Raw genomic sequence first — 26314 nt, 5'->3', positions numbered from 1 at the left:
ATGAGCCGACCCTCCCCCTCCAGGGGAGGGTGACAGAAGTTCAGCACCAGAATTCGTATGGCAGGAAACATGCCCCACCCCAACGACCCCAACCTCCGCTCCTTCATCGACGTCGATCCCGCCTCCGACTTCCCGATCCAGAACCTGCCCTATGGCGTGTTCTCTGCGAATGGGCTGGCGCCACGCGTCGGCGTCGCCATTGGTGATTACATCCTTGATCTCTGGGAGCTCGAGCAGGACGGTCGCCTGGATGTCGGTCAGCCTGGCGTGTTTGCGGCGGGTTGCCTGAATGCGTTCCTGCATTTAGGGCCAAAGGTATGGTCAGCGACTCGCGCACGTATCAGTGAACTCTTGCGGCACGATAATCCGGAACTGCGCGACAATGAAGAATTGCGCAAGCTTGCCCTGGTCCCGATGTCGCGCGCAAAGCTGCATCTGCCGTTCGCGGTTTCCGGCTACACCGACTTCTATTCCTCGAAGGAGCACGCCACCAATGTCGGCGTGATGTTCCGCGGCAAGGACAATGCGTTGCAGCCGAACTGGCTGCACATGCCGATCGCCTATAACGGCCGCGCTTCGACCGTGGTAGTGTCAGGCACGAAGGTGAAGCGTCCGCGCGGGCAACTGAAGCCGCCGAATGTCGAGCTGCCGAGCTTCGGGCCGTGCAAGCGGCTGGATTTCGAGCTGGAGATGGGGGTCGTTGTCGGCCAGTCCTCAGCCATGGGCGGCATGCTGACCGAGCAACAGGCCGAGGAGATGATCTTCGGCTTCGTGCTGCTCAACGACTGGAGCGCGCGCGATATCCAGCAATGGGAATATGTGCCGCTCGGCCCGTTCCTGGCAAAAGCGTTCGCGACTTCGATCAGCCCGTGGGTGGTGACGCGCGAGGCGCTGGAGCCGTTCCGCCTGAAGGGGCCGCAGCAGGAGCCGGTGCCGCTGGATTATCTCAAGCAGGCGAAGCCGCAGAACTATGATCTCGAGCTCGACGTCTCCTTGCGCGCCGCCAGCGCCAATGCGCCCGCCGGCATCAGCCGCACCAATTTCAAATACATGTACTGGTCCTCGGTGCAGCAGCTCATGCACCACGCTTCCAGCGGTTGTGCCATGAATGTCGGCGATCTCCTTGGGTCCGGCACGATCTCCGGCCCGGACAAGAACCAGCGCGGCAGCCTGCTGGAGATCAGCTGGAACGGGACCGAGCCGGTGGAATTGCCCGGCGGCATCAAGCGCTCGTTTTTGGAAGACGGCGACAGCCTCGTGATGCGCGGCTGGTGCCAGGGCGACGGGTATCGGGTTGGTTTTGGTGAGGTTGAAGGGACGATTTTGGCGGCGGGGTGATTGCCGCATACTCGGTCTCGTAGGGTGGGCAAAGGCGCGTCAGCGCCGTGCCCACGATCCCTCTCCGCGATTGCAGCATGGTGGGCACGCTTCGCTTTGCCCACCCTACGAGACCTACCGCTTCTCCGGCGGCACATCGCGCACCCGCGCGCAATGCGCGGCGACGTCCTCCTGGCTGTACTTCAAATGCACCCGCTTGTCGGATGGCACGTGCTTGGCGACGCACACCCCCGTCCGCCATTCCTGCGTCGGCCTGATCGGGCGCGGCGCAAAACCGCCGCCGCAGTTCGGGCAGACGTTGGAGAGTCTCGTCTCGACGCAATCCGCACAGAACGTGCATTCATAGGAGCAGATCCGCGCGTCCGTTGCATCAGGCGGCAGGTCGCGGTCGCAATATTCGCAGTTCGGTCGAAGCTGGAGGGCCATGGCTGAATCTCCGCAGATTGGCTTGATCATCGCAGACGGCGCGTGAAGCGCGAATGGCGTAGTTCCCTCGATTTCAGCCAGCCTTCAAATCCTTCAGCGGCAGCCGCGAGCTCTCCTTGAGCCTGTCGAGCACGATCGAGGAGCGCACATGCGCCACGCTCTGGTGCGGCATCAGCACGTCGTTGACGAGGTTGGAGAGCCCCTTGAGATCGCGCAGCACGGCTTTGAGCACGTAATCGGCGTCGCCCGTCAGCGAATAGGCTTCCTGGATCTCGTCGATGCGGTTGACCAAGGAGCGGAAGCGTTTCGAATTGTCCGGCGAGTGTGTCGCGAGCCCCACCTGGATAAAGGCGATCACACCGAAGCCCAACGCCTCGCTGGAGAGGTCGGCGTGATAGCCCGAGATCACCTTCTCCTCCTCCAGCCGCATCCGCCGCCGCGAGCATTGCGAGGCCGAGAGCCCCGCGAGATCGGCGAGTTCCTGGTTGGTGAGGCGGCCGTCGTCCTGGAGCGCGCCGAGGATCTTGAGGTCGAAGGCGTCTACGGAGATCATGCGTCATTCGTCCATTTCATGCACGGATCGTGCATATCATAGCCAAAATACATCCCGTTTGCACGCTCATTGCGCGGCCGATGAAGGATAGTTCATGGCAGCAGCAATTGGAGAGCACCATGGGTCCGTTTCCGCACGATGCACCGCCGGCCACCATCACCGCCGACAATCCGATGGGTACCGACGGGTTCGAGTTCGTCGAATATGCGCATCCCAATCCGGAAGAGCTGCACGCGCTGTTCAAGCTGATGGGCTATGCGCCCGTCGCTCGCCACAAGAGCAAGAAGATCACGGTCTATCGTCAGGGCGACATCAACTATCTCGTCAACGAGGAGCCCGGCACCCACGGCTTCGACTTCGTCGCCGCGCATGGTCCCTGCGCGCCGTCGATGGCGTTTCGCGTGGTCGATGCGAAGGCGGCCTATGACCGTGCGATCGCGCTAGGCGCTGAGCCTTCCGATGTGTCATCGGAGCAGAAGACGCTCGATGTGCCCGCGATTAGGGGCATCGGCGGCAGCCTGCTCTATTTCGTCGATCGGTACGGCGCCAAGGGCTCGGCTTATGATGCCGAGTTCGAGTGGCTGGGCGCACGCGATCCCAAGCCCGTCGGCGGCGGCCTGTTCTATCTCGATCATCTCACCCACAACGTCCATCGCGGCCGCATGGATGTGTGGACGGGCTTCTACCAAAAGCTGTTCAACTTCCGCCAGATCCGCTTCTTCGACATCGAGGGCCGCGCCTCCGGCCTGTTCTCGCGGGCGCTGACCAGCCCCGACGGGAAGATCCGGATTCCGATCAACGAGGACGCCGGCGATTCCGGCCAGATCGAGGAATATCTGAATATCTATCGCGGCGAGGGCATCCAGCACATCGCCTGCGGTTGCCGCGATATCCACGCCACCATCGAAGGCCTGCGCGAAGCCGGCCTGCCCTTCATGCCGTCGCCGCCCGAGACCTATTTCGAGCGGATCGACGCGCGCCTGCCCAAGCACGGCGAGGACGTCGCGCGGCTCCAGACCAACGGCATCCTGATCGATGGCGAGGGCGTGGTCGATGGCGGCCAGACCAAGGTGCTGCTGCAGATCTTCTCCGCCAACGCGATCGGCCCGATCTTCTTCGAGTTCATCCAGCGCAAGGGCGACGATGGTTTTGGCGAGGGCAACTTCAAGGCCCTGTTCGAGTCGATCGAGGAGGATCAGATCCGGCGCGGGGTGTTGAAGGTGGATAGCGCGGCGTAAGGTTTTAGCCTCACGCACACTGCCGTAGGGTGGGCAAAGCGACTTGTCCGCCGTAGCTCGAAGAGCGAAGGCGGGAGCGTGCCCACGACTTCTTTGTCTCTCACGGAAAGATGGTGGGCACGGCGCTTTGCGCCTTTGCCCACCCTACGAGATCTTTGCCGGGGCTGGATCTTATCGCTTCCACGCAGCCGTCACCGCCCCGATCTCCGCACCCTCGGGCTCCCGCACCGCAGATGGCGTACGCGAGAATCTCGGCGCGGGCCCGGGCTGCTTCACGCCGTGGCGCTCGATGAACACGTTGCGGGCGACCATGTGCGGATGCTCGGTCGCTTCCGACATCGTCAGCACCGGCGCGAAGCAGATGTCGGTGCCCTCCATGATCCTGCACCAGTCCTCGCGGGTCTTGCTCCTGAACACGGCCTGCAATTTCTGCTTCAGCGCGGGCCAGGCCTTGCGATCCATCTGCGCGTCGAAATCGGCATCGGTCAGGCCAGCGTGCTCGCGGAGCAGCGCGTAGAACTGCGGCTCGATCGAGCCGATCGAGACGAAATGGCCGCAGGCGCATTCGTACACGCCATAGAAATGCGCGCCGCCGTCGAGGAAGTTCTGGTCGCGGCCTTCGGTCCAGCGGCCGATTGTGGTCATGTCGAAGAAGAACGACATCAGCGATGCCGCGCCGTCGCACATCGCGGCATCGACGACCTGGCCCTTGTCGGATCTCTGCGCTTCCAAAAGTGCCGCGAGCACGCCGACGACGAGATAGAGCGCGCCGCCGCCGAAATCGCCGACCAAATTGAGCGGCGGCACCGGGGCTTCCTTGGTGCCGATCGCGGCGAGCGCGCCGGTGATCGAGATGTAATTGATGTCGTGGCCGGCGGCGTTGGCCAGCGGGCCTTCCTGGCCCCAGCCGGTCATGCGGCCGTAGACGAGTTTGGGATTGCGCGCGAGCACGACGTCCGGGCCGAGGCCGAGCCGCTCCATCACGCCGGGACGAAAGCCCTCGACCAGCGCGTCGGCGCTGCCAAGCAGGTCGAGCACCTCTGCGATCGCCGCCTTGTCCTTGAGGTCGAGCTCGATCACCTTGCGGCCGCGACCCGCGACCGACTTCATGCTCTTCTTCGCGCCGACCCGGTCGAGCGTGACGACGTCGGCGCCCATGTCAGCCAGCATCATGCAGGCGAATGGGCCGGGTCCGATGCCGGCGAATTCGACGATGCGGAAGCCCGAAAGCGGGCCGGAGGCGCGGACGGAGGAGCCTTCTGATTTTTCCTGGGCTGGTTTATCGAGCACGTTGTTGTTTCCTCGGGTCGCGAGGCGGATTGCCGATAGTCGGCAAGCGCCAGGGACGTTCCTCTGCGGGACGAGTTAATTGGCTGATTAACTTTTCCTGCCTTACACCGGACGAGGCAAGCGCTTTTCATGCATGGGCGCATAATAAAAGCGGCGCGCATTGCTGCGCGCCGCGGAAGATTTGTGTTGAGGCGCTAAGGCGCGACGCGCTGTCGCGCTTTATCGACTCGATCAGCCTGCGGCGGCCACCGCGCGCTGCGCCATCACCTTGACGAGGTTGGCGCGGTATTCCGCCGTGCCGTGGATATCGGCCAGCAATCCGCTCGCCGGAATGCTGACATTGTCGAGCGCCGACGGCGACCAGTTCGCCTTCAGCGCGGCTTCGATCGCTCCCACCCGCATCACGCCGCTCTGCGAGGCGCCGGTGGCGGCAACACGGATCTCGCCCGACTTCGTCTGCGCGACGAACACGGCGGTCAGCGCGAAGCGTGAGGCCGGGTGCCGCATTTTTTCGTAGCCCGCCTTCGCCGGCACCGGGAACGACACCGCGGTGATGATCTCGCCGTCTTCCAGCGCCGTCGTGAACAGGCCCTGGAAGAAGTCCTCGGCCGAGATCGACCGCTTGTTGGTCTTGACGGTGGCGCCGAGCGCGAGCAGCGCGGCCGGATAATCCGCGGCGGGATCGTTGTTGGCGATCGAGCCGCCGATCGTGCCGCGATAACGCACGGCGGGATCGCCGAGCACCGAGGTGAGATAGGCGATCGCGGGGATCGCCTTCTTCACATCGGCATTCTGCATGATGTCGAAATAGGTCGTGCCGGCCTTGATGGTCAGCACGTCGCCCGAGAGCTCGACGCCCTGCAGCTCCTTGATCTTGCCGAGGTCGATCACGTCTGACGGTGCGGCGAGGCGCTGCTTCATGACCGGCAGCAAGGTCTGGCCGCCGGCGAGGAATTTCGCCTCGCTGCTCTTGCCGAACAGGGCGACGGCCTCGTCGACCGAGGAGGGGCGATGATAAGTGGTCTGGTACATCTTGTTGCTCCTCTCAGGCCGCGTGGATCGTGCGCCACACCCGGTCCGGGGTTGCGGGCATTTCCAAATTGTTCTTGCCGATCGCATCCGTGATCGCGTTGATCACGGCCGCAGAGGCGCCGATCGCGCCGGCCTCACCGCAGCCCTTGATGCCCAGGGGATTGCCCGGGCACAGCGTCGTGGTGTGGGAGAGGTTGAACGAGGGCAGGTCGTCGGCGCGCGGCATGGAGTAGTCCATGAACGAGGCCGTGACGGGCTGACCGTTGGCATCGTAGATGGCGTGCTCCAGCAGCGCCTGCCCGATGCCCTGGGCAAGGCCGCCATGGACCTGTCCCTCGACGATCATCGGGTTGATCAGCCGGCCGAAATCGTCGGCCGCGACGAAGTTGACGAAGGAGGTCTTGCCGGTGCCGGGATCGACCTCGAGCTCGCAGATATAGGCGCCGGCCGGGAAGGTGAAGTTGGAGGGGTCGTAGAAGGCGCTTTCCTTCAGGCCCGGCTCCATCCCGTCAGGCAGATTGTGCGCGGTGTAGGCCGCGAGCGCGACCATCGGGAAGGCGATCGCCTTGTCGGTACCGGCCACCTTGAACTCGCCGTTCTCGATGACGATGTCGCCCTCGGACGCTTCGAGCGCATGCGCTGCGATCTTCTTGGCCTTGGATTCCATCTTCTCCATGGCCTTCAGGATCGCGGTGAGACCGACGGCCGCGGAGCGCGAGCCGTAGGTGCCCATGCCGAACTGCACCTTGTCGGTGTCGCCATGGACGATCGAGACCTGGCTGATGGGAACGCCCAAGCGCTCCGCGACGAGCTGGCAGAACGTCGTCTCATGACCCTGGCCGTGGCTGTGCGAGCCCGTCAGGATCTCGATGGTGCCGACCGGGTTGACCCGCACTTCGGCGGATTCCCATAAGCCGACGCCGGCGCCGAGGCTGCCGACGGCCTTCGACGGCGCGATGCCGCAGGCCTCGATGTAGCAGGACACGCCGATGCCGCGCAGCTTGCCGTCCGCCTTCGCCTTGGCCTTGCGGGCTGCGAAGCCGGCATAGTCGATCGCCTTCATCGCCGCGTCGAGCGAGGCGTTAAAGTCACCGGTGTCGTAGGCCATGATGACAGGCGTCTGGTGCGGGAACTGGGTGATGAAGTTGGTCCGGCGCAGCTGAGCCGGATCGACCTTCAATTGCCGCGCGGCCGTCTCCATCAGCCGTTCGATCAAATAGCTCGCCTCGGGGCGGCCCGCGCCGCGATAGGCGTCGACCGGCGTGGTGTTGGTGTAGACCCCGACCACCTCGGCATGGATCGCCGGGATATTGTACTGGCCCGACAGCAGCGTCGCGTAGAGATAGGTCGGCACCGACGAGGAGAACAGCGACATGTAGGCGCCGAAATTGGCGTAGGTCTTCACCTTCAACCCGGTGATCTTGTTGTTGGCATCGAACGCCATCTCGGCATGGGTGACGTGGTCGCGCCCATGCGCATCGGTGAGGAAGGCCTCGGTGCGGTCGCCGGTCCATTTTACCGGGCGGCCGACCTTCTTCGAGGCCCACAGCGCCACCATCTCCTCGGGATAGATGAAGATTTTTGAGCCGAAGCCGCCGCCGACGTCGGGGGCGATCACGCGCAGCTTGTGCTCGGGGGCGATGTTGTAGAACGCCGACAGCACCAGGCGGGCGACGTGCGGGTTCTGCGAGGTCGTATATAAAGTGAAGTGCTCTTCCGCCGCGTCGTAGTCCGCGATCGCCGCGCGCGGCTCCATCGCATTCGGGGCGAGGCGGTTGTTGGTGACGTCGAGCTTGACCACATTGGCGGCCTTGGCGAAGGCGGCATCCGTCGCGCCCTCGTCGCCGATCACCCAGTCATAGACCTGGTTGCCGGGGGCTTCGGGATGAAGCTGAGGCGCGCCGCCCTTGATCGCGGCGTGGATATCGGCGACCGCGGGCAGCTCTTCATAATCCACGACCACGGCTTCGGCGGCGTCGCGGGCCAGGTTCTTGCTGTCGGCGATCACGACTGCGACGGCCTGGCCGACGAAGCGCACGGTTTCCGGCGCCATGGCGGGCCATGCGCCCATCTTCATCGGGCTGCCGTCCTTGGAGGTGATGGCCCAGCCGCAGATGAGATTGCCGACCTTGTCGTCGACGATCTCTTGTCCGGTGAGCACTGCGACCACGCCCGGCATCTTCAGCGCGGCGGACGAATCGATCTTCTTCACCTTGGCGTGCGCATGCGGGCTTCTGATGAAATGGGCATGGGTCATGCCCTGCAATTTGATGTCGTCGACGTAACGGCCCTTGCCGGTAATGAAACGCTTGTCTTCCTTGCGCACGACGCGCGCGCCAATGCCTTCAACACCCATGTCTGGTCCTCCCGACCGGAATTGTCTTGACTGCGCTTTCCCTCGAAAGCAGCAGCGGTGGTTCTTTATTCGAGGCGCGCCGCTTTACTCGGCCGCCTGCGAGACCTTCATGCGCCCGGCTGCATCCAGCACGGCCTTGACGATGTTGTGGTAGCCGGTGCAGCGGCAGATATTGCCTTCGAGCTCGTGGCGGACCGTGGGCTCGTCGAGCTCACCACCATGGCGGTGCACGATGTCGATCGCCGACATGATCATGCCCGGCGTGCAATAGCCGCATTGCAGGCCGTGATTGTCGCGGAAGGCGGCCTGCATCGGGTGCAGCTCGTCGCCCTTGGCGATGCCTTCGATGGTGGTGACGCTGGCGCCGTCGGCCTGGCCCGCCAGCATGGTGCAGGATTTCACCGCCCGGCCGTCCACGTGTACGACGCAAGCGCCGCACTGGCTGGTATCGCAGCCGACATGGGTCCCGGTGAGGTTGAGGTGATCGCGCAGGAGCTGGACCAGCAGCGTGCGGTCCTCGACGTCGACGGCAACGGCCTTGCCGTTCACCGTCAGTTTGACTGTAGACACGGAACATACCTCCCCGGATTGATTTTGATTGTTTCTAATTAGAGACCGCCGCCCCCGGACTTTGCAACTAGGATTTTGGTCACGCCGGTCATGGAAAAGTCATCGATCCTGACGAGCGGGCAATGACTTGGAATGACTTGGGCGGGCCAAGCGGGTCGACCGCCGCAAAATGGTCGGCCCATGTGGGATGCCAGCGGTCATCCCATCCGGTCGGCTTTTGGCCGACAAAGCCTCGGATTGCACCAGCCTGCCGAATTTACCGCCCTTTATCCATTGTGCCCTAGTTTTGCGCATCCGGGTCCGGGGGCGGGGCGCCTCCGGATCACGGCTGAATAGAAAATGGGGGTTGGAATGTCCGGGCGTATCGCGTCGCCGTCGAAGCGTACAATATTTCCGACCCTCCGGTTCCGCGCCAAGATCATCCTCGGCTTCGCCGCAGTGCTGGTGATCTCCGCCGGCAGCATGGCTTTCTCTTATTTCGGCTTCGAGCGGGTCTCGTCCGGGGTCGGGTCCTACCGCAGCAGCGTCACCGAGGCCGATCTCGCCCGCAACATCGACCGCGAGCTGCTCGCCTACCGCTCGGCCGTCAGATATTTCGTCGTCACCGGCAAGGAGGACGACGCCAAGGCGGCGCTGGACGCCGAGACCGGCCTGAAGAACGCCATCGATCAGGCGGTCAAGAGTGCCCAGAAGCTGGCGCGGCAGGAGGCCCTCAACAAGCTCGCCAAGGAATTCTCCAACTTCTCCGCAACCTTCGCAAAGGTCCTCCAGGCCAAGCGCGATAGCGCGCTGCTGGTGCAGAACCAGCTGACGCGCCAAGCCAATCTCCTGAAATACAAGCTCGACGATATCGGCAACAATGCCTCCGATTCCGAGGCGCAGTCGATCGAGTTCGGCACCAAGCAGGTCAACGCCCAGTTCCAGACCGCGAGCGCCGCAGCCACCAATTTCGTGCTGACCTCCGACCAGGCGGTCGCGACCAGCGCGCTGGCGCGGCTGAAATTCGTCGAGAATTCGCTCGGCGCGGTCTATTCCATGGACGACAAGATCGTCGCCGGCCTGAAGGACGCCAAGACCATCCTCGTGGCCTATCGCGAAGCGCTGGAGAAGCTGATCGCGAATGCCAAGATGGTGGATGAGCTCGTCACCGAGATGAGCGGTTCGGCCGGCGCGATCCTGCAAGGCGCCACCGCCATGAAGGCGGACCTCGTCGCCGAACAGCAGCGGCTGGATTCGGAGTCGGAAGCGACCATCGGGCGGACCGAGCAATTGGTGCTGATGCTGGCCGTCGGCGGCACGGTGCTCGGTGCGATCCTCGCCTTCCTGCTCGGCACCGGCATCTCGCGTCCGATGATTGCGATGTGCAAGGCGATGCGCGAGCTCGCATCGGGCAATTTCGACGTCGTGCTGCCGGGTCTCGGCCGCAAGGACGAGATCGGTGAGATGGCCGGCGCGGTCGAGGAATTCAAGGTTCAGGCCGTGGCCAAGGCCGAGCGCGACGCCGCCGCCAGCGAAGCCCAGAACAAGGAACTGGCCACCGCACGCCGTTCCGAGCTGATTCGCTTCGCCGATGACTTTGAAAGCGCGGTCGGTGCCATCGTGTCGAACGTGTCGGCCTCCGCCGTGCAGCTCGAAGCGGCGGCCTCCACGCTGACCCGAACCGCTGAAACCACACAGACCCTGTCGAGCCAGGTCGCCGGCGTGTCCGAGCAGGCCTCGAGCAACATGCAGTCGGTCGCAACCGCCACCGAAGAGCTTTCGGCCTCCGTCGAGGAGATCGGCCGCCAGGTCCGCGATTCCAGCCGCATCGCCGAAGCTGCCGTGGTCCAGGCCAAGGAGACCGACGGCCGGATCGGCAAGCTGTCGCACGCCGCCCAGCAGATCGGCGAAGTGGTCAAGCTGATCACCGCGATCGCCGAGCAGACCAACCTTCTGGCGCTCAACGCCACCATCGAGGCGGCGCGCGCCGGCGACGCCGGCCGCGGCTTCGCCGTGGTCGCCAGCGAAGTGAAATCGCTGGCCAGCCAGACCGCGAAGGCCACCGACGAGATTTCCTCGCACATCGCGGGCATGCAGGGTGCGACGGCCGAGTCGGTCGCCGCGATCAAGGAGATCGGCGCCACCATCGGCAAGATCTCGTCGATCTCGACCTCGATCGCAAGCGCCGTGGAAGAGCAGGGCGCAGCGACGCAGGAAATCGCGCGCAGCGTCCAGACCGTCGCGCAGGGCACCCAGACCGCCGCCACCGACATCGGCCAGGTCAACCGTGGCGCCGCCGAAACCGGCTCGGCCTCGGAGGAGGTCCTGAATTCGGCCCAAACCCTGTCCAGCGAAAGCACCCGCCTGCGCGCCGAGCTCGACCGGTTCATGGGGAATATTCGGGCAGCGTAAGGTCGCCAGGCCGGAAGCCCTCGCTGTCGCGTCACCCTCGGCTGTCGTCCCCGCGAAAGCGGGGCTCCATAACCCCAGGGAGGGGTCATGGAGCGAGCTGGCTTCGCCAACCATCTTCCTGTGGCGATGGGTCCCGGCGTTTCGCGGGGACGACAGGCTCGGCCGCGTCACCTAACCGCAAGTTGCGACGCCATAAATTTACCGCGGCTTATCCTTTGCCCCTTACCGTGCTCACGAGTCAGGAAGCGGGCTGCTTCCGGGCTGCGCCTGGTTTTCCGCGAATGGAATGGGGTGGGGAATGCCCGTCAAGTCGACGCCGAACACATCGAAGCTGCTCACCTTGCGTTTTCGCGCAAAAATCATCCTCGGCTTCGTGGCGGTGCTGGCCATCCTCGCCGTCAGCATGGCCTTCGCCTATTTTGGCTTCGAGCGGATCCAGGCCGCCGTGGCATCCTACCGGGCCAGCGTGTCGGAAGCAGACCTCGCGCGGACCGTCGATCGCGACCTGATCAGCTATCAGGGACTGGCGCGGGCCTATACGCTGACGGGTGCGGCCGATGACGAGACCGCGGCCAAGGGGGCCGAAGAGAATCTGAAGGGCGCGATCGCCAAGTCGATGGCCGCGACCACCGGCGCGGCGCGCCGCGAGCAGGTCGGCAAGCTCGAGACCGAATTCCAGCGATTTACGAAGGTATTCGGTGAGATCATCACGCTGACGCGCGAGAACAACAAGATCGCCGCCGACGAGCTCAACAGCGTCGGCAACAAGATCCGCTTCAAGTTCGACGATCTCGCGGATACGGCCGCGCTGGCAGGCCTGAACTCGGTTCAGACCACCGCCAAGGACGTCACCTCGCAATATCTCGCGGTCTCCACCTCGGTCAGCGCCTTCGTCGCCAAGCCGGAGCCGAAGACCGCCGACGGCGTGATCGCCCGCATCAAATTCCTGGAGACGCTGCTGGTCTCGATCTATGCCAACGACCAGAAGATCACCGACCGCGTCACCGAAATCGGCAATCTGCTGAAGCAGTACCGCACCTCTTTCTCGAAGCTGACCGAGAACGTGAAGATCATCGTCAAGTTGAACGGTGAGATGACCAAGACGGCGACGGGCATTCTCAAGCTCTCGGCTGAGCTGCGGTCCGATCTGACCTCGGATCAGCAGCGCATCGAAGCGAGCGCCAACTCCACCATCACCGAGACCGAACGGCTGATGCTGATGATGGCGCTCGGCGGCCTCGCCATTGGCGCCGTGCTGGCCCTGATGCTCGGCAACGGCATCTCGCGTCCGATGATCGCGATGTGCAAGGCGATGCGCGAGCTTGCGTCCGGCAATTTCGACGTCGTGTTGCCGGGTCTGGGGCGCAAGGACGAGATCGGCGAGATGGCCGGTGCAGTCGAGGAATTCAAGGTTCAGGCTGTCGCGAAAGCCGAGCGCGACGCCGCCGCGAGCGAAGCCCAGAACCGCGAGCAGGCCGCCAGCCGCCGCTCCGAGCTGATTCGCTTTGCCGACGATTTCGAGAGCGCCGTCGGCGCCATCGTCTCCAACGTCTCGGCCTCGGCCGTGCAGCTGGAATCGGCGGCCTCCACCCTGACGCGCACCGCCGAGACCACGCAGAGCCTCTCAAGCCAGGTCGCCGGTGTCTCCGAGCAGGCCTCCAGCAACATGCAGTCGGTTGCAACCGCCACCGAAGAGCTCTCGGCCTCGGTCGAGGAGATCGGCCGCCAGGTGCGCGATTCCAGCCGCATCGCGGAAGCTGCTGTGGTGCAGGCGAAGGAAACCGACAGCCGCATCGGCAAGCTCTCGCACGCTGCCCAGCAGATCGGCGAAGTCGTCAAGCTGATCACGGCGATCGCCGAGCAGACCAATCTTCTTGCGCTCAACGCCACCATCGAGGCGGCACGCGCGGGTGAGGCCGGCCGCGGCTTCGCAGTGGTCGCCAGTGAAGTGAAGTCGCTGGCGAGTCAGACGGCGAAGGCGACCGACGAAATCTCCTCCCACATTACCGGGATGCAGGGCGCGACGGCCGAATCGGTCGCGGCGATCAAGGAGATCGGCGCGACCATCGGCCAGATCTCGTCGATCTCGACGTCGATTGCGAGCGCCGTCGAGCAGCAGGGCGCCGCGACTCAGGAAATCGCGCGCAGCGTCCAGACCGTTGCACAGGGCACCCAGACCGCGGCCACCGACATCGGCCAGGTCAACCGCGGCGCCGCCGAAACCGGCTCGGCCTCGGAAGAGGTGCTGAACTCGGCCAAGACGCTGTCGTCGGAAAGCACCCGCCTCCGCGCCGAGCTCGATCGCTTCATGGGCAATATCCGGGCGGCGTAGGGCTCAGACCGACGAGTCTCACTCCCTCCCGAACGCCCGCCTCAACTCGACCTTCGCGCGCTCCAGCCGCGCGCGTTGTGTCTTGGGCAGGGTCCTGCCGGCGCGGTTGATGTAGAAGGTCAGCATCGAGAGCGCCGAGCGGTAGGCGCCTGACTTGCGGCGCGTGCTGTGCTCGGCCGAGCGCTTCAGCGAGATCGCGATCTTCTTTGCGCTGGTCAGTTTGAACACGCCCCGCTTGAGGTCGAGTGCATCGCTCTCCTTCGTCACGCGCTGCGACCAGCGCTTTGGCGAGGCGCGCCTCGTGCTCTTGCGCGCGGTCGTGCTGCGCCTCGTACTGGTCTTCTGCACGCCCGTCTTTCGAGAATGTGTCGTCTTTCTGACGTGAGCCATGCGCCAACTCCCTGCGGCTCCATCGGAAACGGACGACCCCAAGGGCCGTTCCTGCGGGAACCTGCCATTGCCGCAGGCGTTGTCGCAGGTGGCAGGCGGAATGCCGCACCCCGATGATCGGATCGCCCCAGTCCACACCATGTGAGCCGGGGCCGCTTCCATTGGTTAGACCCAGCAACGCGATGGAATTGCAGCAAAGCCCAGCGCTGAATTACGGACCTGCTGTCTCTGCGGCGGCCGCGGCCGACCGCATCGTCGAGACCAGCATTCCCGCGCGGCTCGACGCGCTGCCGTGGAGCGGCTTTCACACCCGCGTCGTGCTGGCGCTCGGAATCACCTGGATCCTCGACGGGCTCGAGGTGACGCTGGCCGGCGCGCTCTCCGGCGCGCTGAAGCAGAGTCCGTCGCTGCAATTCTCCAATCTCGATCTCGGTATCGCCAATTCCGCCTATCTTGCCGGTGCGGTGCTCGGCGCGCTCGGCTTCGGCTGGCTCACCGATCGCATCGGCCGCAAGAAGCTGTTCTTCATCACACTGGCGCTTTATCTCTCCGCAACCGCCGCGACCGCCTTGTCGTGGAATGTCGCGAGCTACGCGCTGTTTCGCTTTCTCACCGGCGCCGGCATCGGCGGCGAATACACTGCGATCAACTCGACGATCCAGGAACTGGTGCCGGCGCGTTATCGCGGCTGGACCGATCTCGTCATCAACGGCAGTTTCTGGATCGGCGCGGCGATGGGCGCGGTGGCGGCCATCGTGCTGCTCGATCCCGCATTGATCGGTCCTGATCTCGGCTGGCGCCTCGCCTATCTCATCGGCGCGACCCTTGGCCTTGTCGTGCTGCTGATGCGGATGTGGATTCCGGAGAGCCCGCGCTGGCTGATGGTCCACGGCCGGCCCGACCAGGCCCACGCCATCGTGGACGAGATCGAGCGCTCCGTCATCGGGCATGACCAGGATGCGAGCGACGGCCGCTTCGCGAAAATCCGACTGAAGATGCGCGACCACACGCCGATCAGGGAGGTCGTGCACACGTTGTTCTCCGTCTATCGCCAGCGCTCGATGGTTGGCCTCGTGCTGATGGTCGCGCAGGCGTTCTTCTACAATGCGATCTTCTTCACCTTCGCGCTGGTGTTGACCGACTTCTACAGTATCAGCGCCGAACATGTCGGCTGGTATCTCCTGCCGTTCGCCGCGGGCAACTTCCTCGGGCCGCTGCTGCTCGGCCGCCTGTTCGATACGCTCGGCCGCCGCGTCATGATCACGTTCACCTACGGCGTATCGGGCGTGCTGCTGGCGCTCTCGGGCTATCTGTTCTCGATCGGCGCGCTGAGCGCGCAGGGGCAGACCATTGCCTGGATGGTGATCTTCTTCTTTGCCTCGCCCGCCGCGAGCGCGGCTTACCTGACCGTCAGCGAGACGTTCCCTCTGGAAGTGCGCGCGCTGGCGATTGCGGTGTTCTACGCGGTCGGCACCGGCATCGGCGGCGTGATCGGGCCCGCGCTGTTCGGCGCGCTGATCGACACGGGTTCACGCACCAGCGTGTTCGCGGGCTATTTGCTGGGGGCCTTCCTGATGATCGCGGCTGCGTTCGTGGCGTGGCGCTACGCCGTCGCCGCGGAACGAAAATCGCTCGAAGAAATCGCGCGGCCACTTGCCTTTATGGAGTAGACTATGAAATCGGAACTCGCTGAATTGGATCAGAAGCCCGTCATGCTCGACGATGAAGCGCCCGACGCGGTGCCGGTGCCGCATGCACTCGTGCCGCATCTGGGCGAGACTGCGATCCTGCTCGACATCGACGGCACGCTGCTCGACCTGATGCCGACGCCGCGCGAGGTCTGGGTGCCGCCGGGCCTTTCGGAAACGCTGATCCGGCTGACGGAGCGCACCTCCGGCGCGTTGGCGATGGTCAGCGGCCGCTCGCTCAACGACATCGACCTGATCTTCGCACCCGACGTGTTTCGCGCGGTCGCCGGTCACGGCGCGGAAATGCGCCTGTCGGTGGACAATGAAGCGGACGATGTGCATGCGCCGCCGATGGACAAGGAGCTGAAGCGGCGCCTGGCTGCGATTGCAAAACTCAGCCCCGGCATTCTGCTCGAGGACAAGGGCTATTCGCTGGCGCTGCATTATCGCCTCGCGCCACATGCGGAGAAGGCGATCTACGAATCCGTCTCGCTGATCCGCGCCGATCTCCCTAATGCGCCGATCGAGGTGCTGCCCGGCAAGTTCGTTTGCGAGATCAAGCATTCCGGCTTCACCAAGGCGACCGGCGTGCGCGAATTGATGAAGCATGAGCCTTTCAAAGGGCGCCGTCCGATCTTCATCGGCGACGACGTTACCGATGAGACCGTGTTCGCGATCATGCCCGACATGAACGGCCTCTCCTTCTCCGTTGGCCGCCGCGCCATCGGCGTCAACGGCCATTTCGATGAGCCGAAGGATGTCCGTGCGTTCCTCGCGCGTCTGCTCGACGATACAAGGTTGGAATAAGGCACCGACACCTCGGGGCCACATTGTCGCTCGCGTCGTTCGCGTGCGCGCGCAATTCACGCTGGGCAACACAGCCGCGAAAATCGCCTTTGTTGAGTGAAACCGCCGGGTTCCCTCGAGGAAAACTGGTTCCAACGCACGCGCCTGATTTTGGTTTCAATTCGTACAAATGATGATCAGGAACCATATTGATGAACGGCAGTTAAACGGGGTGGAATGAACAGGAGGGGACGACCTGTGAACTTAGTCGTCGTTTCAAATCGAGTTGCGCGCGGCAAACCCAACGAACCCATGACGGGTGGCTTGGCTGCGGCATTGCTTCCCGTGGTGGAACATTCGGGTGCTATCTGGGTGGGTTCGTCAGGCCGCGTGCGTGACGGCCATCAGAAGGAACCGTTCGCCGAGATCGAAGCGCTGGGCTCGGGCGCGATTGCGACGCTGGATCTGCCGGCGGCGCATTACGGCGGCTATTACGAAGGTTTTGCCAATTCGGCCCTGTGGCCGGCGCTACATTCGCGCAGCGATCTGATCCGCGTCTCGCGCGACGACTATGTCAGCTATCGCGAGGTCAACGCCTTCATGGCGCGCGCCTTGATGCGCTTCCGGAAAGCGAAGACGGCTTTCTGGGTGCAGGATTATCATTTCCTCGCGCTCGGCGCGGAGCTGCGCGATCTCGGTGTCGATGATCCGATCGGCTTCTTCCTGCACACGCCGTGGCCGGTCGTCGCGGTGATGCAGGGCGTGCCCAACCATCGCGAGCTGATCACGGCGATGCTGGCCTACGATCTGCTCGGCTTCCAGACCAATGAGGATTGCCAGAATTTTCTCGGCTATGTTGCGGGCGAGCTCGGCCTCGCCGTCGAAGACGGCGTTGCGATCTCGCAGCATGGCCGTACGCGTTGCGAAGTCTTTCCGATCGGCATCGATGCGGAGAAGTTCGCGGCTTACGCTGCGAAGTCGGCCTCGCATCCCGACGTGTCGCGGCTGCGCCGCAGTCTCAACGGCGAGCGGCTCGCGATAGGCGTCGACCGGCTCGACTATTCCAAGGGTCTCGTCAATCGCATCAGCGCGTTCGACCGGCTCTGGACCGAGCATCCGCAGTTCGCGCGCAGCATCTCGCTGCTCCAGATCGCCAACCCCTCGCGCGGCGCGATCGAGGCCTATGGCAATCTCCAGAACGAGGTCGCGCGTCTCGTCACCGACGTCAACGGCCGCCACGGCGAGGTCGACTGGACGCCGATACGCTACCTCAACAAGGGCTTCAGCCAGGCCGTGCTCGCCGGTCTCTACCGCACCGCGCAGATCGGCGTGGTGACGCCGCTGCATGACGGCATGAACCTCGTCGCCAAGGAATATGTCGCTGCGCAGAACCCGGCCGATCCCGGCGTGCTGGTACTGTCGAAGTTCGCCGGCGCCGCCAACGAGCTCGAAACGGCGCTGCTGGTCAATCCGCACGACATCGACGGCATGGCGCGCGCGATCGCGGTCGCGGCCGCAATGCCGCTCGCCGAGCGCAAGATGCGCTGGGACGCGATGATGAAGAAGCTGCGCGGCCACACCATCCAGCAATGGTCCGCCGACTTCGTCGCCGAGCTGGAGAAGTGCCGGACCGAGAAGGTCGTCGTCACACCGCTCGAGACCCAGTCGCCACAGGCACTGCGCTGGCTGAAGTCGGCGATATCAGGTGTGCGGCTGATTTAATTCTCTTCTCCCTCGCCCCGTTCTTACGGGGAGAGGGTCGGGGTGAGGGGCTCTCTCCACGCACGCGATTGTCGACGGACCTGTACCCCCTCACCCGGATCGCGCCGGACGATGCTTCGCATCGCCGGGGACGATCCGACCTCTCCCCGCAAGCGGGGCGAGGTGAAAAACGAGCGCCCTCAATAACAATACGACACGCCATCCAAAATCGCGCATTGCCGCTTGTTCGGCGCGTTGGGATCGTCCAGCGGCACCATGCCCTTGCCCTGGCCGACGAACACGCCGGGTCCGACATGCACCGAGCTCTTGTTGCCGATGATCACGCTCTGATGCGGTGTCGAGCTCGAGCGCGTCCCGTCCGGCCAGATGATGGCATCGCCCGACAGCATCCCGCGTCGCCCGTCGTCGCAGCTCACGTCGACGCCCTGGCGGGTACAGACCTGCGCTAAGGCCGGCCCGGCGAAGGCGGAGCCAAGAGCCGAAATCAGGCCAAAGGCGGCGATGGTCTTGCGGATGGTCATGGCGTCCCCGGTCGTGTTTGGCGGTCTGTTGTGAATCGTCGCGCCAAACCTACCTCAGGTTCAGTCAGCAAGGGGTTCCGAGGCGGCAATCGAAGTCAGATATTCTCTTTTGAATACAATATCTTACGGAAATTTCACCCGATTTCCCCGCGATCTCTTGCAAAATCACCGGCGCCCCTTCAAGAGAGGGCGCTCCGGAGAGATGGCCGAGTGGCTTAAGGCGCACGCTTGGAAAGCGTGTGTGCGGGAAACCGTACCGTGGGTTCGAATCCCACTCTCTCCGCCACCCCACCAAAATCACGTCGTACTTCCACCTGGAGACCGGTCAGAAACACGGCTGTTTTCCTGCCTTTTTGCGGACGGAGAAGTCCCATCACCCATCCAATTAGGTGCTGGAGATAGCTGGAGAACCGAATTTTCTCCGAATCTTAGAACCCGCAAAATTGGTCTAGTACGGGATTTTCCGGAAGATCAGAGGCTCATTAGGGGAGCGGTTTGGATCCCTCTCGCTCAACCAACAAATGGCCATAGCGGAATTTGTGATTCGATACCTGCCGCCCCAGCCACGCATTCCGGCTTCCGAAGAGACTTCCCAAGAGACGCGCGAATGGGCCGGAAATCGCGGGGTTGGCGCAATTGCACTCGTCTCCGGAGCGTGGGTTTGCCGAACTCCACGCGGAAATCGGGAAAAGTCTCCGGCCTTCTCCTTGCCGTTTTGCAGAGACTATCGGCGGAGACAGGTACGATAAGCTCTGCACCCGAGGATGGCAGTTCAAAAATCCTCAAGACGGGGACCGCTTCGAAGGCCTACTGAACTATGTCGAACTCGTCTAGCGTCACACCGTATATCTGTTTGAAAGTATCGTTCGCCCAAGCATCGGCATGCTCCTGGCTATAATTTTCAGAAATCCAGCGGTAGTCGCAAATGAAGGGTCCATCCTTTAGAATCCACTGCCGCGTAAGATCGTAGAGTGTCATCGTTCCATAGAACCGGTTAAACGTCTGCATGACAGCTGTTTCGGATCGGTTGGGCCACTTTCTAGGATAAATTCCGTTTTTATCGCCTCGATCGCTGAAGAGCGAGAGATGTCGCAGCCAGACTTCCCGGACGTCTTTTTCGTCACCGCCGCCGGACATGTATTTTCCTGGCCAGCAGAAGAACTCTGGCGTTTCAAATTTATCGATACAAAAGGCAACGAAGTGTGACACGAAAACACGGATCGGCAGATTCGTGCGATCGAATTCAAACGTCCGATGCTCTTCCATCAGCTTCGCCAGCCCGGGCGCCGTCTCACCCCATTGCACGACCGCTTGAAGACCACTCAAGGGATGATCATATCCCGTTTCCCTGATCAGGTCGTTCGAGATCGCGATATACTCCTCTCTCGAAAAATCTCTGACGGCCGTTTTTAGGTGGGGCAATTCCCTCACCGCCATGCTCAGTCGGGTGAAGCGAATGCCGACGTCTACATCCAGAATGAAGTCTTCGAAGGAGTCGATATCGAGCGGAAGGCCCCGCGTAGGATTGATGGCGAGATCGCATACCAGAAGGAATAATCCGACGATCGGATCGGATATTTGCTCCGGCCATTCGGATCCCGAAAGTTTAAGGAAGGCGTCGAACGCCTCAACATATATGCCGGACAGGTAGCCGATATGCCGCCACTCGCTGCACGGAAGTGAATGCCCCTGAGCGCCATCAAGGAATTGTAGCTGAACGAAGCGGGCCTGGCCTTCATAGATGGCGCGCATCCCAACTGCGGGAAGACGAACCGGGGAGCGCCAGTAATAACCTTCAACTTGCTCGGAGTTAAGTCGCTGAATCTCTGCGTCCCAATCGGTAATTTTGGGTAGCGCCGATAACTCAGGATCAATCACGTCTCCAATCAAGCCGACGAGCTGGCCGTAGACGATAAAATAGGTGTGGCCCACCGATTCAAAGTGATTCTGATCGATCATCCATTTGATAGATGCTCTTGGATCGTACGCATATGATTTATAGTATTCGACGTCCAAGGCATTGTTCACAGCGATATTGGCAGGAGCCAGTCTAGCTTGCGCAGAAACTCCTTCCTTCAATAGAACTTTATCGGTCCAGCCCTTAAGCGGCTTTTTTGGACCAAAGGTCGTCAGGACCTCTCGCAGTTGCTCCATACTGGAATGCGATTGCGCCAGATAGCTCAGGCTGAACAACAATCCGGATGTTGAGCCGACGTGCTGCCACCAGTGTATTGTCTCATGGATGTAGGTTGAGTAAGCCTGAATTGTCTCGGAGGAGATAGGTCCAGTTTCGAATCCTCCGGCTTCGATCGTTTCCATGAGCTCATGGTTGCGGGGACTTAACCGTAGAACGAACCTCATCGTTTCGTACATGCCGTGAGCATTTAGGCATGCTTCGAACGTCGGGATAGTCTCATGCTGATCGTTGATGGAATCGAGCAAGTCGTGCCGCGCGTCGGATGTTTCCTTTGTTTTCTCAGTCATGGGCGTAAACCCTTTCGTTCGTGGGGAGAGCCGATCCTTGCGGCTACGCTTTGCGGCTGCAATTCCAGAGAGCCTGTCGAATTGCTCGTGCGCCATTTACGCACTGGACCAGACCTCGGGGCCGGTGGTCGAACCCCAGAACGCTCCTTTGCCAGCTTTTTCGCTCTTTTCCTTTTGCATGACCGGTTCGTAATCGTATGGTAGGTCGTCATAGCAAACGTAGTTTTCACGCGTGAATAAGTGGAAGTTGCTGCGTATCTCTATAAGCAGACGGCGCAGCGAGATAACGCCTCGGGTTCCTTCGACCAGCCTGCGTATCGCGAGAACTTGGGTCGGGATGTGTCCGTTTATGAGCTTTTCTGCAATCAGCGAATTGGTAAGGCAGCTTCCAGCCGACGCCGGAAACATTGAATGAGTTGGCACTATTTATTCTCGCGCTTACTAAGTTCTGCATTGAGATCCTTAATCGTCCCCTCAATCAAAGAAAGCGCATTTTCGAGCGCTGTCCCGAAGTTTTCCAGATGCCGATCCCATACTCCGAGGATTTCGAGCGGGATCTTTTCGCGCAGCTCCTTTCCCGCCGCGCGTTCCCCTTCCACGTCACCGAGGCGTATTTCCCACTTTTCCTTGAGGAATTCGTGGTTCGCAATCGTTGCCTTAAGAACGTCCAGTGGCAATTCCGAATAGGCGACCCCGTTTATGGTCCCGGGTTCGTCACCCTCGATGATGGACGTGTGCGCTAATGTTAGTGCGGCGAAGCCACTCATCTCGAGCTGCTCGCTGACCTTACCGTCAACGGACTTCTGCCGCTCGGCGTCTTCGTCCAACATGATAATTTGCAGAACGTCGTCCAGCGTCGCCGGCTTCGCCAACCCGGAGTTCGCCATCAGTTTCTGGATATCAGTCAGAATATGTTTTCGGGCGGTCGTGTAGCGTTGGAATGGCGACTCGCGACCATGGCCATCGAGGACGTCGGCGCGCGTGTCCCAAGCAGGAAGATCAACGATTGTCATGTGGGACACATTTTCCAGATAGGGGGATTTAAGAAGGTCGCCCGGATGAATTTCATGTGTCTTGAGGCCTGGACACAACGCGAGTCCCGCGTCGTCATAGGATTGTGCGACCAGATATGAGCAAAAAAAGCCCTTCTCTCTCGCTGGTAGCCATAATCCAGTCCACGCCCCCAATCTGCGTAGCCTCTTGAAGGCCGACATTACCGCGCCCGGCGTCCAGTAATCGAGCTCACGGTATTTCTCAACGGTTATCGATGCCTTGGCAGCAAAGGATTCCGATTGGTCCGTGGTTCTCAATCGATAGACCGCTACGTTCGACTTCGATGCTATGCCGAACCGGAGGTAATTGAAATTGCTCACCCCGTAATCGGCTGCTTCCAGGAAATTCAATTCCCCTTTATAAATCGCCGCGTGACTGAACGGGCTGCCTGTGGCTGTCCGGATGGCTTTTGATTCGCGTCCATCCGGATCGGTGCAAAACAGGATGTCACCGGGTATGAGATTAGCCAGCTTGAATTTGCTTACAGCTTTGTCGTCACCGGTCGACTTTGTCATGTCACGCCTACCCATCAGTTCCGCCGAAATCAGACATCTGCGGCGTCCCAGATTTCATAGATGGTCTTGCGGCGCTCGAAGGCTTCTTTACCGCCTTCCATGATACTGACGATCTTTCCCTGAGACTCCTTGGTATCAATGCTACCCGCAACGACTGAGATGGTCTCTTCGTAGGCACACGCCGCGACGATCTCCGAGTCCCCCAAAACCGGAAAATTAGCGTTGTGCGTTGCGAGAATGAACTGCCGTTCTTTTTTGATCTCACGCACCAGCTTCACGACTTCTTCGTATACTGTCTGACTGTCGAGGTCGTCCTCTGGTTGGTCGATCAGAAGGAGGTCGTTTTCATTCTGCGTGAGCAGAAACAACATCATTGCGGATGCGCGTTGGCCGAGCGAGTGTGATTTCAGAGGCTTGCCGTGATAGGTCACGACAAAACTGTTGGGAACTTGATACGTGAGTAGCTGCGCAAGGTTTTTGCGGAAAGTATCTGCGAACAATTCCGCTTTTGCCTTTGCCGCAGTGGAGGCCTTCTCAAGGTCTCTGTAAATAGCCCCGAAGTCCTTGTACTTATCGGTTATCTCGGCGAATGCTTCTTTCCGAATTGCGGTGCCTTTGAACATCTCGATCATTTCGTCGCGAAATGCGGATTTGTCGCCCTTGAAGTCCGGTTGAACTTGCAACGCAACCTGCGCTGTGTTGATCTTGTTCAGCTCGCGGGAGATTATCTTGTATTCTTCGAGCCATGCGTCGTTCAATTTGGCTATTAGCGTGAGGACGGCGCCACGACGGGATGCTTCTTTCGCGCTTTTCTTCTTGAGATCGGCTATTTGCTTCTTCAGCGTTTTCTGCTGCTCGGTGAGCTTAACGTAGGCGTCCGGCTTAATAGCGGTCACGCCCCCATCCGAGAGCGCCTTCGCAATGGCGCGCTCGGTCTTTGCAAATTCTTCCTTGAGTCCGTCGGCGTTCCTAGTGAAGGTGCTATGTTCGGCTAAGAGGTCTATCTGTGCCTTCTCTACGTTCTTCAGCACGCCCTTGGCATCGCTGACTGTTTTCTTGAGCGCCTTCAGTTTGGCGTCATATTTTGTAAAATACGCGGCGTTCGCCTTGGATTCTGGGATTTCCAGATCTTCCATCGTTTCGTCAGCGTTTGAAATTGCTTCTTCCAGGCCTTCACGCCATTCCTCCGCAACTTCGTTCACGTTGACGCAAAATGCGCCGTCGTTCTTGAATTCGACCTGCTTTTCTAACTTATCTTTGAGACCGTGCTTTTCGAACTGTTCCAAGCGGTAATCGACGTTTGCGAGATCAGCTTCGCGCGTCGCTAAAAGCTCCGCGTCGCTCTGAGCGGTTAGCAGGTCTTCTACTGCACGTTCCAAGGCCTCCCCGATGGATTCAATGGTTTCACGTACGTCTTTCAGAGACGCACCAACCAACTTCTCGACGAGATCTTGGCCAAAACCCTTTCCTGCGGCGGACAAGTCTTTCTGACCGAAATAAAGCGGCCTGCAGATAACCGTCTCACGGACTGCAACGCCGGGACGTAAGACACCGTCTACGTAAACGTCTGGATCATGACCAAGAATGCGACGAACCTCGTACTCCGTTCCGTGCCGGTCGGTCGCCTCGACGATAACCTTACCGCCGCTTTTTAGAACGTGATCAAGCAAATCATTCTTATAGTCGGTATCTGCTGACTCGTCGCCGAACGATATGTCGAGTGCGAACCGTAAGGATTCCAAAACTGACGATTTTCCGCTACCTTGAATGCCGATGAGACAGTTCATCTCCGGTGAGAACGGCACGCGAATGCCATCGAGGAGGCCGCCTTCGAACCGAATAGCGTTGACATGTGAATGAGACGTTTTTGGCCGCTCTGTCGTGACGCGAAATGGGAAGTCAGTAAGTGCAAACTTGACCGCGTCAAAACCGAAATCTCCGATCTTGAGGAAACACTGCTGGCCGCGCCCGATTTCATCGATCTTTTTGGCGTCACAGCCCTCCAGTTCGGCGGGATATTTTTCCCACCATCCCAAGACCTTTTGCCGAGATTTCGGGCCTGCGTCGCGGGTACGCACCTTTTGAAAGCCACGGCAGTACTTCTGAATCAGCGGGTGCTTCGATAATTCACCGAGCCGCCCTCCATCCAGTTCCGCCCACAGGCCGCTATCCGCCTCGACGTGCGCGAACACGATAAAGAAATCGCGGTCAAACGCTTCGAGTTTCTTCAGCGTTTCGATCAGATTGTCATTGGACCGTCCGTTCTCCTGTTCATATTGGGCCTTGGACCGGCCTGAGAACGTGTTACCGAGGAATTGATTGATAAGATCGCCATCCGTTGTCAGCCACTCGTCCGAGAACACGATGAGCGTGTGAACGCCATTTCCGCCGTCTGCAACGGACAATTCGACGCCAGGCAGGAGACCGATGTTTTCCTTCCGACAGCGCCTGCGCAGCGCCTTGAACTCGTTCATGTCGAACTTGTTGTGATTGGTGATGACGCCAAGGCCAATGCCCGCCGTTTGCAGGGCGTCAACATACGCGCTGACGAATGCGTTCTCATCGCCGGTATATTTGAATTCCTTGTCCGCCCTCGTGTGGAGGTGGAAGTCCGCGCGAACCCAGACGCTGCCATACGCAAAAGAAGTTTCGTCCAACGCCATAGTCATTCCTTCGGGAAAATGCGCGCAAAAGTAGCACAAGCAATTCCGAAATACACGAGAGTCCGTGCGGCAGGTTGCATCGCACAACGGCTCCGCCACGTCCTCGGTAACTAGGGGCGGTGAAACGCCCTTTCGGTCGATGGGTGCAGGGAGAGAGAAATCTCCCGCGCGTGGTTCACCGGTAAGACGGGCGACCATGGGGTCTCCGGGAAGCTTGGAGGCTCCGTTGAGCGCAATTGAATGGCGGACGTTCGTCTATGGTCCGTGTAGGTCCGGAGGCGAATTCTCCAGGTCCTGCTTGTGGGTGCCAAGGGGCAAAACGCCCATGGGGGGCTTATTGCGAACCTCCGTCTTGTGCGGGTTTGCCAGCATCGTCCTCAGTGCGCTCGCGCGTGACGATCCGCCCGACGAGCGGGAAGGAATTGAACACCAAGCGCGCGCCTCGCGTGTCCTTGTGGTTCTACGCGGCAGCGAACGAACATTACCCCGCACCATTGAACGTTCCATAACATTCGATGTGCGAATCGGAGCCCTTGGTCTGCATCCGGCCGGGCGACCCCTACCTGTCCCCTCAGGAACAGGTAGGCCTAACGCTGTCGCTGGCGAAGCATAGCTTCTTGCTTGTCCCACTCGGCTGGGATGGACTTCAACAGATGCGCCAGCTCAAGCCCTTCAGGCTGCAGTCCGTTGAGGATGGCTTCGGTGATGGCCGGCGAGAGTAGCGTGAGCCTCAGCACCCGACACAGATAAGACTCGTTGATCTTTTCGGCCTTGGCGAGTTCTCGCACAGAGCTGAACAGGTTTGTTTCGAGCATGCTGCGCCAGCGATGGGCCCGCACTACGGCCTTGATCAGCGTGTTGTCGACCTGGGGCCTCGGCGGTGCCCAAGTCTCGGCATTCGCGGGCGTGACGACGCGTTTGCGACCGCCCTGTCGTCGAAATGAAATTGGGATGCTTACGACCATG

Annotated in this window: 19 protein-coding genes and 1 tRNA gene; 8 read left to right on the top strand and 12 right to left on the bottom strand. The window is 61.2% G+C overall.

The annotated features are described in order from the left end of the window. Positions 1 to 69 precede the first annotated feature (69 nt). Positions 70 to 1338 carry a fumarylacetoacetase gene (gene fahA, locus AC5ZFO_RS12910; protein ID WP_496122145.1) on the top strand — a complete coding sequence of 423 codons (1269 nt, stop codon included), beginning with the start codon at positions 70 to 72 and terminating at the stop codon, positions 1336 to 1338. 114 nt (positions 1339 to 1452) lie between these two features. On the opposite strand, the gene AC5ZFO_RS12905 is transcribed toward fahA, so the two are convergent. Further along, positions 1453 to 1764: a DUF1272 domain-containing protein gene (locus AC5ZFO_RS12905; protein WP_282520143.1), complete on the bottom strand. Its 312-nt coding sequence runs from the start codon at positions 1762 to 1764 to the stop codon at positions 1453 to 1455. 73 nt (positions 1765 to 1837) lie between these two features. After that, positions 1838 to 2317, bottom strand: a complete 480-nt coding sequence (locus AC5ZFO_RS12900) for an Lrp/AsnC family transcriptional regulator (RefSeq protein WP_282520144.1) — start codon at positions 2315 to 2317, stop codon at positions 1838 to 1840. A 119-nt stretch (positions 2318 to 2436) separates the two neighbouring features. Here AC5ZFO_RS12900 and hppD point away from each other — a divergent pair, with 119 nt between their 5' ends. Then, positions 2437 to 3555 (top strand): 4-hydroxyphenylpyruvate dioxygenase, encoded by a 1119-nt coding sequence (gene hppD, locus AC5ZFO_RS12895; protein ID WP_282520145.1) that lies wholly within the window; start codon positions 2437 to 2439, stop codon positions 3553 to 3555. 171 nt (positions 3556 to 3726) lie between these two features. Here the strand turns inward: hppD and AC5ZFO_RS12890 are convergent, their stop codons facing one another. The 4 genes from AC5ZFO_RS12890 to AC5ZFO_RS12875 form a co-directional block, all read right to left on the bottom strand. Next, positions 3727 to 4845, bottom strand: a complete 1119-nt coding sequence (locus AC5ZFO_RS12890) for a CaiB/BaiF CoA transferase family protein (RefSeq protein WP_282520146.1) — start codon at positions 4843 to 4845, stop codon at positions 3727 to 3729. Between the two features lie 231 nt (positions 4846 to 5076). Beyond that, a complete protein-coding gene (locus AC5ZFO_RS12885) occupies positions 5077 to 5877 on the bottom strand; it encodes an FAD binding domain-containing protein (RefSeq protein WP_282520147.1) in 801 nt (266 codons plus the stop codon). Positions 5878 to 5890: 13 nt separating this feature from the next. After that, positions 5891 to 8233, bottom strand: coding sequence for a xanthine dehydrogenase family protein molybdopterin-binding subunit (locus AC5ZFO_RS12880; RefSeq protein ID WP_282520148.1), 2343 nt, complete (start codon positions 8231 to 8233; stop codon positions 5891 to 5893). 84 nt (positions 8234 to 8317) lie between these two features. Further along, complete coding sequence (locus tag AC5ZFO_RS12875; RefSeq protein ID WP_247314747.1) at positions 8318 to 8803, bottom strand: (2Fe-2S)-binding protein; 486 nt, start codon at positions 8801 to 8803, stop codon at positions 8318 to 8320. Between the two features lie 351 nt (positions 8804 to 9154). Here AC5ZFO_RS12875 and AC5ZFO_RS12870 point away from each other — a divergent pair, with 351 nt between their 5' ends. Both AC5ZFO_RS12870 and AC5ZFO_RS12865 read left to right on the top strand, forming a co-directional pair. Further along, a complete protein-coding gene (locus tag AC5ZFO_RS12870; RefSeq protein WP_282520149.1) occupies positions 9155 to 11194 on the top strand; it encodes a methyl-accepting chemotaxis protein in 2040 nt (679 codons plus the stop codon). Between the two features lie 298 nt (positions 11195 to 11492). Further along, positions 11493 to 13526, top strand: a complete 2034-nt coding sequence (locus AC5ZFO_RS12865) for a methyl-accepting chemotaxis protein (protein ID WP_282520150.1) — start codon at positions 11493 to 11495, stop codon at positions 13524 to 13526. Positions 13527 to 13544: 18 nt separating this feature from the next. On the opposite strand, the gene AC5ZFO_RS12860 is transcribed toward AC5ZFO_RS12865, so the two are convergent. After that, on the bottom strand, positions 13545 to 13916 hold the full coding sequence (locus tag AC5ZFO_RS12860; RefSeq protein WP_282520151.1) for a DUF3175 domain-containing protein: 372 nt from the start codon (positions 13914 to 13916) through the stop codon (positions 13545 to 13547). A 182-nt stretch (positions 13917 to 14098) separates the two neighbouring features. Here AC5ZFO_RS12860 and AC5ZFO_RS12855 point away from each other — a divergent pair, with 182 nt between their 5' ends. The 3 genes from AC5ZFO_RS12855 to AC5ZFO_RS12845 all read left to right on the top strand — a co-directional run bounded on the left by AC5ZFO_RS12855 (position 14099) and on the right by AC5ZFO_RS12845 (position 18112). After that, positions 14099 to 15586 carry an MFS transporter gene (locus AC5ZFO_RS12855; RefSeq protein WP_282520152.1) on the top strand — a complete coding sequence of 496 codons (1488 nt, stop codon included), beginning with the start codon at positions 14099 to 14101 and terminating at the stop codon, positions 15584 to 15586. 3 nt (positions 15587 to 15589) lie between these two features. Beyond that, positions 15590 to 16411 (top strand): trehalose-phosphatase, encoded by an 822-nt coding sequence (otsB, locus tag AC5ZFO_RS12850; RefSeq protein ID WP_282520153.1) that lies wholly within the window; start codon positions 15590 to 15592, stop codon positions 16409 to 16411. A gap of 237 nt (positions 16412 to 16648) precedes the next feature. Next, on the top strand, positions 16649 to 18112 hold the full coding sequence (locus AC5ZFO_RS12845; protein ID WP_282520154.1) for a trehalose-6-phosphate synthase: 1464 nt from the start codon (positions 16649 to 16651) through the stop codon (positions 18110 to 18112). Positions 18113 to 18291: 179 nt separating this feature from the next. Here the strand turns inward: AC5ZFO_RS12845 and AC5ZFO_RS12840 are convergent, their stop codons facing one another. After that, entirely contained in the window at positions 18292 to 18633 is a 342-nt protein-coding gene (locus tag AC5ZFO_RS12840) for a hypothetical protein (protein ID WP_282520155.1), read from the bottom strand. A gap of 196 nt (positions 18634 to 18829) precedes the next feature. Between AC5ZFO_RS12840 and AC5ZFO_RS12835 the strand changes: the two genes are divergently transcribed. Continuing rightward, positions 18830 to 18919: transfer RNA gene (locus AC5ZFO_RS12835), tRNA-Ser, on the top strand. 521 nt (positions 18920 to 19440) lie between these two features. Here AC5ZFO_RS12835 and AC5ZFO_RS12830 read toward each other — a convergent pair. The 4 genes from AC5ZFO_RS12830 to AC5ZFO_RS12815 form a co-directional block, all read right to left on the bottom strand. After that, entirely contained in the window at positions 19441 to 21117 is a 1677-nt protein-coding gene (locus AC5ZFO_RS12830; RefSeq protein ID WP_496122144.1) for a hypothetical protein, read from the bottom strand. Positions 21118 to 21539: 422 nt separating this feature from the next. Then, positions 21540 to 22685: a hypothetical protein gene (locus tag AC5ZFO_RS12825; protein ID WP_496122143.1), complete on the bottom strand. Its 1146-nt coding sequence runs from the start codon at positions 22683 to 22685 to the stop codon at positions 21540 to 21542. 29 nt (positions 22686 to 22714) lie between these two features. Next, positions 22715 to 25348, bottom strand: a complete 2634-nt coding sequence (locus AC5ZFO_RS12820; RefSeq protein ID WP_496122151.1) for a TrlF family AAA-like ATPase — start codon at positions 25346 to 25348, stop codon at positions 22715 to 22717. A 587-nt stretch (positions 25349 to 25935) separates the two neighbouring features. Then, positions 25936 to 26313, bottom strand: a complete 378-nt coding sequence (locus AC5ZFO_RS12815; protein WP_496122142.1) for a hypothetical protein — start codon at positions 26311 to 26313, stop codon at positions 25936 to 25938. Position 26314: the final 1 nt, after the last annotated feature.

Source organism: Bradyrhizobium sp. Unk1, assembly GCF_059512345.1.
This window is presented reverse-complemented; position numbering and strand designations above follow the sequence as displayed.

Bases quoted from the DNA above. Each gene is read 5' to 3' on its own strand.
- fahA (WP_496122145.1), top strand. From the start codon at position 70: ATGCCCCACCCCAACGACCCCAACCTCCGCTCCTTCATCGACGTCGAT.
- AC5ZFO_RS12905 (WP_282520143.1), bottom strand. From the start codon at position 1,764: ATGGCCCTCCAGCTTCGACCGAACTGCGAATATTGCGACCGCGACCTG.
- AC5ZFO_RS12900 (WP_282520144.1), bottom strand. From the start codon at position 2,317: ATGATCTCCGTAGACGCCTTCGACCTCAAGATCCTCGGCGCGCTCCAG.
- hppD (WP_282520145.1), top strand. From the start codon at position 2,437: ATGGGTCCGTTTCCGCACGATGCACCGCCGGCCACCATCACCGCCGAC.
- AC5ZFO_RS12885 (WP_282520147.1), bottom strand. From the start codon at position 5,877: ATGTACCAGACCACTTATCATCGCCCCTCCTCGGTCGACGAGGCCGTC.
- AC5ZFO_RS12880 (WP_282520148.1), bottom strand. From the start codon at position 8,233: ATGGGTGTTGAAGGCATTGGCGCGCGCGTCGTGCGCAAGGAAGACAAG.
- AC5ZFO_RS12870 (WP_282520149.1), top strand. From the start codon at position 9,155: ATGTCCGGGCGTATCGCGTCGCCGTCGAAGCGTACAATATTTCCGACC.
- AC5ZFO_RS12865 (WP_282520150.1), top strand. From the start codon at position 11,493: ATGCCCGTCAAGTCGACGCCGAACACATCGAAGCTGCTCACCTTGCGT.
- AC5ZFO_RS12860 (WP_282520151.1), bottom strand. From the start codon at position 13,916: ATGGCTCACGTCAGAAAGACGACACATTCTCGAAAGACGGGCGTGCAG.
- AC5ZFO_RS12855 (WP_282520152.1), top strand. From the start codon at position 14,099: ATGGAATTGCAGCAAAGCCCAGCGCTGAATTACGGACCTGCTGTCTCT.
- otsB (WP_282520153.1), top strand. From the start codon at position 15,590: ATGAAATCGGAACTCGCTGAATTGGATCAGAAGCCCGTCATGCTCGAC.
- AC5ZFO_RS12840 (WP_282520155.1), bottom strand. From the start codon at position 18,633: ATGACCATCCGCAAGACCATCGCCGCCTTTGGCCTGATTTCGGCTCTT.
- AC5ZFO_RS12830 (WP_496122144.1), bottom strand. From the start codon at position 21,117: ATGACTGAGAAAACAAAGGAAACATCCGACGCGCGGCACGACTTGCTC.
- AC5ZFO_RS12825 (WP_496122143.1), bottom strand. From the start codon at position 22,685: ATGACAAAGTCGACCGGTGACGACAAAGCTGTAAGCAAATTCAAGCTG.
- AC5ZFO_RS12820 (WP_496122151.1), bottom strand. From the start codon at position 25,348: ATGGCGTTGGACGAAACTTCTTTTGCGTATGGCAGCGTCTGGGTTCGC.
- AC5ZFO_RS12815 (WP_496122142.1), bottom strand. From the start codon at position 26,313: ATGGTCGTAAGCATCCCAATTTCATTTCGACGACAGGGCGGTCGCAAA.